1 protein-coding gene and 2 pseudogenes are annotated in these 1,501 nt (G+C 70.2%); all 3 read right to left on the reverse strand.

Annotation, left to right across the window (positions count from 1 at the left end; genetic code table 11):
- Positions 1-207: pseudogene (locus OEY_RS28875) on the reverse strand (acetyl-CoA acetyltransferase); the annotation flags it as partial.
- Between the two features lie 220 nt (positions 208-427).
- On the reverse strand, positions 428-1,072 hold the full coding sequence (locus OEY_RS0122820) for a TetR family transcriptional regulator (protein ID WP_010596079.1): 645 nt from the start codon (positions 1,070-1,072) through the stop codon (positions 428-430).
- Between the two features lie 170 nt (positions 1,073-1,242).
- Positions 1,243-1,501 (reverse strand): annotated as a pseudogene (locus tag OEY_RS28880) (3-hydroxy-9,10-secoandrosta-1,3,5(10)-triene-9,17-dione monooxygenase oxygenase subunit); the annotation flags it as partial.

Below are 1,501 nucleotides of genomic sequence, written 5' to 3' on the forward strand. Positions count from 1 at the left end.
CTGCCGGGTGACGTTGTTGGACTGTTCGCCGGCCTGGGTGACGCAGCCGCCGACGACCTGTCCCACCTGGTCGGGGGCGAGGCCGGTGCGCTCGAGGACGGCGCGCTGGGCAGTGCCGAGCAGGGTGGCCGGGTGCAGACCGGACAGGGCGCCGCGGCGGCGGCCGACGGGGGTACGGGCCGCGTCGACGATGACTACGTCGGTCATGAGCTGGCTCCTCGGAACATGAGTGCTGGGCAGGTGTCGATGGGACGCGCCGGTGCACAGAACCGGAACGCGTTCACTTTTGGAATGTATTCCATTTTCTACGCCACGGCAATGGCCTAATTCGGACCCCATGCAGGTCTACGCCCCGCGGACGGAATGAGAATTCATTTCAGTTACGCAGGCACGCCGAGGTTCGGGACACGGGTGCGCGACCGGGAGGTCAGACGGAGGGTGCCGGGCTCGCGTTCGCCGGGCTCGCGTTCGACAGGCCCGCGAGCAGCAGCTCGCACGCCACCCGCAGGTCGGACTCCGCATCGGGAACCGAGATCCGGCCGTTGAGACTGGACTGGATGATCCCGAACCACGCCTGCTCGAGGACCCGCACCAGCGTCGCGTCCCGTTCGGTGACGTACTCGAGCCCGGCCGCCCGATAGAGCACCTCGCGGAAGCGGTGGTCGATCTTCGCGACGTCGGGAATGGAGGTGGCCTTGGCGGTGCTCGTGGACTGGATCATCGCCGTCGCCAGCAACGGCCGTCGCCGCAGCGCCCGCGTCGCCCGCACGAGCGCCTCGTAGACGGCCTCCTGCGGGGTGGCGTCCGGATTGGTGCGCTGGGCCATCCGCTCGCTCATCTGATCGATCTGATCGACCATGACCGCCACGAACAGGTGCGTCTTGGACGGGAAGTACCGGTACAGGGTGCCGATGGCGACGCCGGCCATCTTCGCGACCTCGTGCATCTGCACCCGTTCGAGTTCCTTCTCGGTCGCCAGGCTCGCAGCGGCGTCGAGGATGCGCCCGAACCGCGCGCGCTGCTCGGCGGACGTCGGCTCCGCGGCGTCCCGCGCTTCGGCAACTCTGGGCACGGGGGTCCTCCTCCGTCGTCTCGTCTCTGCGGCGATGCCGCGCCGCCCAGCATCCCGCGTTCCGCGCCGAGCCGCCGGAGATCTTCCGCTCAGTGGGACGCGCGCGTGCTCGGCGCACGAGAGGGAGGATACAGCGATCCCGGGCACCCCTCGTTCCAGCAGGTGGCGGCTCAGATCAGGTTGTCCTCCACCGGCAGGCCGAATGCGCCCCGTCCGTACATCGCGAGGGCGCGTTCGGGATCGTTGGCGACGTGCACGCTGCCCGCGTGTGCGTCACGCCACGCCCGCTCGACGGGGGTCCCCCGGCCGAGCGAGTTGCCGCCCGAGGTCTTGAACAGCAGATCGATCGCCTCGACGGCACGCTCGGTGCCCCGCACCTGGTCGCGGCGCAGCCGCAGCCGCAGCCGCGTCGGCAGCGGCTGGCCCCCC

Origin of the sequence: Rhodococcus sp. P14 (assembly GCF_000256505.1) — a bacterium.
Classification (GTDB): Bacteria; Actinomycetota; Actinomycetes; order Mycobacteriales; family Mycobacteriaceae; genus Rhodococcus; species Rhodococcus ruber.